At 44.7% G+C, this 4,251-nt stretch carries 4 protein-coding genes; 2 read left to right on the forward strand and 2 right to left on the reverse strand.

Annotated features, from left to right (window positions below; all coding sequences use genetic code 11):
* The first annotated feature begins 62 nt into the window (after nt 1-62).
* The gene (locus ACLFWI_RS27590; protein ID WP_446415590.1) at nt 63-866 is read left to right on the forward strand and encodes a M48 family metallopeptidase; all 804 of its coding nucleotides are present in this window, start codon (nt 63-65) and stop codon (nt 864-866) included.
* A gap of 119 nt (nt 867-985) precedes the next feature.
* On the opposite strand, the gene ACLFWI_RS27595 is transcribed toward ACLFWI_RS27590, so the two are convergent.
* A complete protein-coding gene (locus ACLFWI_RS27595) occupies nt 986-1,612 on the reverse strand; it encodes a restriction endonuclease subunit R (RefSeq protein ID WP_446415591.1) in 627 nt (208 codons plus the stop codon).
* Nucleotides 1,613-1,742: 130 nt separating this feature from the next.
* Here ACLFWI_RS27595 and ACLFWI_RS27600 point away from each other — a divergent pair, with 130 nt between their 5' ends.
* On the forward strand, nt 1,743-3,116 hold the full coding sequence (locus ACLFWI_RS27600; RefSeq protein WP_446415592.1) for a cytochrome P450: 1,374 nt from the start codon (nt 1,743-1,745) through the stop codon (nt 3,114-3,116).
* A 44-nt stretch (nt 3,117-3,160) separates the two neighbouring features.
* Here ACLFWI_RS27600 and ACLFWI_RS27605 read toward each other — a convergent pair whose 3' ends face one another.
* A complete protein-coding gene (locus ACLFWI_RS27605) occupies nt 3,161-3,619 on the reverse strand; it encodes a dTDP-4-dehydrorhamnose 3,5-epimerase (protein WP_446415593.1) in 459 nt (152 codons plus the stop codon).
* Nucleotides 3,620-4,251 lie beyond the last annotated feature (632 nt).

Here is a 4,251-nt window from a genome sequence, read left to right on the forward strand (position 1 = left end):
GCGCTAAAGCGCTTACTACAGAACGGCGCTAAAGCGCTTACTACGGAACGTATTTTTTGTCTATGTCCAATGCTTCAACGAATCGTAATCCACCGCCGAGTAATCGCCAACTCCTAATTTTATTGGGGCTATTTATCGGCTTTATTGTGGCTGTTATTGGGTTTTTGAATCTGCTGGTCAATGGTTTAATTGGGATGATTCCGCCGAGTGTGGAACAAAAATTGGGGGCGGTAATTGTGCCAGTTTACGAGAAACAAGCTAAACCATCTCCAACTCAAGATACTCTGAACCAATTATTAGATCGTTTGGAACAGGAACTTCCCCCTGAACAACAAAAGGAGCGGGATTATCAGGTGTTGTATTTGCCAGAGTCTACGGTGAATGCGATCGCGTTACCAGGAGATGCTATTGTTATTTATCAGGGTTTACTAGAACAAGCAGAGTCTGAGAATGAATTGATGATGGTATTAGCCCACGAATTGGGTCATTTTGCTCACCGAGATCACCTGCGGGGTTTGGGACGAGTGTTGGTGGTAAGGGTAGCCTTAGCCTATTTCCTCGGAGACGCAGGAGCCTTACAATCAGCGGCTTCGGGTGCGGTGGAAGCCATTGCGCGATCGCAGTATTCTCAATCTCAGGAAAAGGAAGCGGATGTGTTTGGCTTAATGTTATTAGATGACACTTACGGTCATGTCGCTGGAGCTACGGACTTTTTTGAACGAATGAGTGAGAAAACCGGAGCCAATTTTGCCTTCCTGTCAACCCATCCCGCACCTAAAAAACGGGTGGAAGAGTTGAAGCGTTTGATTGAAAAGAAAGGGTATGAAATCGGGACGCGATCGCCTTTACCAAAAACGTTGAAATGAACAATAATTAGTCGAACAAAATTACAGTTGATGGTTTAGATTAGGAAGGAACAGGGAATAGATATTGATCGCGTTGATGATCTTTAATTCAAAGTACATCAATATTTCAGTCTAACGGGTTAAATTAATTGAGCCAAATGTTTCAGGATGCTTAATACACGATACAACTCATTCTCCCGTCGGCGCAGCACAAATTCATCTGATAAAGCGTACTCAGTGGTTTCGCCGTGAACTAATTTTGCAAATAGGAAATGACCCCCATTCGTTAACAGACCAAATACAGGTTTTTCCGGATTAGGTGTTCCTAGCATATAAGCCAAGAGTTGAGCCATTCCCGCTTCTAAACTAATTCCTGCCCGTTTTGTTTCAATTACCATTAACCAAAACTGCTCTTTTAAAACTAAAACATCAATGCGTCCTTCGATAATTAAGCCATCTTCATCGTTTAAAGCAATGGTGATTGATTTTTCGGGTTTTACAGTAAACGGCGATAGATAAAATCCAGCGATGAATAGCAAGGGATGAATAACCGCCATTCTGATCGCATTTTCGGCGAATGGAGGTTTCTTGAGTAAATTCAGATACCCTGCTTTCAATCTATCTAATGATTCTTTTTCCCATGCGCCAATCTCTGGTAAGTTATCTTGCCATTCTCGAAAAAATTGATCATCGACGATTTCTTGTAAACCAAAACTCGATTCTAATTCATCGATTTGGATAGTGGAAGCCTGAACAGTTTGAGTCATTGGTGCCGCTCTTGACTTGTCCTAGCGGTTGCCTAAGATATAAGTAGAATAACGTATCTGAGACTCTTAGAGCAACGTATCGGGAAAAATTAGGCAAGATAAAAAGAGTAGCCGCTAACAGCAAGATTCTATGAAACCACTAACCGGTCCGCGCACACCCCGATTTCTGAGAATTTTCCGGATCATCAAGCTGATTTTTCGCCCCTTGGACTACCTAGAGGATTATGCTCAACGGTATGGAGATATGATCAAATTTGGCGGGGATAATGAGCCTCCCTTTATCTATGTCAGCAATCCCCAGGCGATTAAAGAGATTTTTACGGCTGATCCAGAGGTATTTGAATCGGGTCGAGGAAATGGGGTTTTACGCTATTTAGTCGGGGATAACTCACTGCTGATGTTAGATGGTGAACCCCATCAGCGCCAACGCCGCCTGCTGATGCCTCCCTTTCATGGCGATCGCTTGCGAGAGTATGGTCAGCTTATTTGTGATATTACGGAAACGGTAACAGCAGAATGGACAGTGGGTCAACCGTTGATTATCCGTACCTATACCCAAGAGATTACCTTGCGGGTGATTTTACAAGCGGTGTTTGGCTTGAATCAGGGAGAACGTTACACCCAACTGAGACATTTGCTGAGTACCCTCCTAGCATCCTTTGACTCTCCCCTGAGTTCCACTCTGCTCTTTTTCCCTTGGCTGCGACAGGATTGGGGTGCTTGGAGTCCCTGGGGGCGTTTTTTGCAGTTAAAGCAGCAGATCAAACAGTTGATTTTTGATGAGATTCGCGAACGTCGAGAGCAAGGGGATTGGTCGCGAACTGACATTTTAACATTACTTCTATCGGCGCGAGATGAAGCAGGTGAGCCGATGACGGATGAGGAATTACATGATCAGTTAATGACACTTCTAATTGCGGGTCATGAAACCACGGCGTCTGCACTGGTTTGGGCGTTGTATTGGATTCATTATCTACCAGATGTGCGTCAAAAGCTGCTTGAGGAATTAGAAACATTGGATACAAAGAACGATCCGATGGCAATGTCTCGGCTTCCCTATCTAACAGCCGTCTGTCAAGAAACCCTGCGAATTTATCCCATTGCGCCCAGTACGTTTGCTCGGATTCTCAAGTCACCCATGGAAATTATGGGATATCAGTTTGAAGCAGGTACAGCATTTCTGCCTTCTATTTATTTAGTTCATCATCGGGAAGATATCTATCCAGAACCAAAGCAGTTTAAACCGGAACGTTTTCTAGAACGGCAATATTCCCCTTATGAATATTTTCCCTTTGGTGGCGGGAACCGTCGCTGTATTGGTTCAGCATTGGCACTGTTAGAAATGAAGCTGGTGCTGGCGACTATTTTGTCACAGTTTGAACTGGCATTAACTGATAATCGTCTGGTGAAGCCGATGCGTCGCGGTTTAACGATCGCGCCTCCTGGCAACCTGCGAATGGTTCTCAAGCAGCGTCGGAAACAGAAAACACCTGTTATGGTTTAATCCAATCTGTTGCCAATTTCCTGCTGAATTGAGCAACAGTTCAATTAACCCACAGGTAATAATTGGGTGTTCGTCGAAGAATTGACTTTTCTTAACTTAGCTTGAGCTAGTCCCAAATCATAAGGAAACGGTGGTTTGATCGGCTGATAATCCCGTTCATGAGGTGTACCATGACGCAAGACAGCATTCACCACCACACAAGTTTCGGAACTGAGATTAATTGCACCATGAAGAATACCGGGCGGGACTTTTAGCACTGTTGGCTGAGAGTCAATTAGCGGAATATACTCATATTGGCGATTTCTTAGCACCACAAGCACAACACTTCCCCGCACAACTAAAAGTTGATCGGTTTGAAATCGGTGAACAAATAGATCTTCCACCGTAGCAGGTGGAATCTGTACCAGCATGGTTTCGTGACTCGATTGGGGGGTGTAAAAATTGACTGTTCCGCCTTTGACTGATTCCAAGGGACGAACTTCGATATTGTTGATTAAACCCATGATCACTATCCCTCTTTTTTATCTCTATTTCTAATGTAGAGGATAAATATGTTAATTTATGTTACTAAATTGACAAAATGCGCTAAATCATGATACTTGGCGTTTGGGTCTTACGCGATCGCACAAGCTGGCTTTACCGTTGCACCACCATCTGTAGGTGACGCTACAGCCCTCACCCCCAGCCCCTCTCCCAACCCTGGCAGGTGTAGGTTTTTTATTTAAGGGTGGAGACTAGACTTGGGGACAAGGAAGGAAAGAAGACAAGGGGGAAAAACCGTACAGAATTCGGTTCGGTCAAACACACTTCTAACTTCTAAAAGCCGAAACGCCCTATTTTTCGTTCTCACTCTTCCTTGTCTACGGTCGCTGAGCGAAGTCGAAGTGATGGTCTACCTGTCTACCTTGTCTTACCTGAACCCCAATCTTAAAAAACCTACCCTTGTGAGCTCTCCCAACCCCCCTCGTTCCCCCCTACAAGAAGGGGGATGACAAAGGATGCTTCGCTTTTTTTGCACGGGAGAGGGGAGCAATAGGAGAACAGTAGAGGCGGGTCAGGGGAGGGCGGGTTTAGTTACATCTGAAGTTACCCCCAGAGCAAAATAACGGAGTGCTTAACTAGAGGGGGTTACAGC

The organism is Coleofasciculus sp. (assembly GCF_046539235.1).
Lineage (GTDB): Bacteria > Cyanobacteriota > Cyanobacteriia > Cyanobacteriales > Coleofasciculaceae > Coleofasciculus.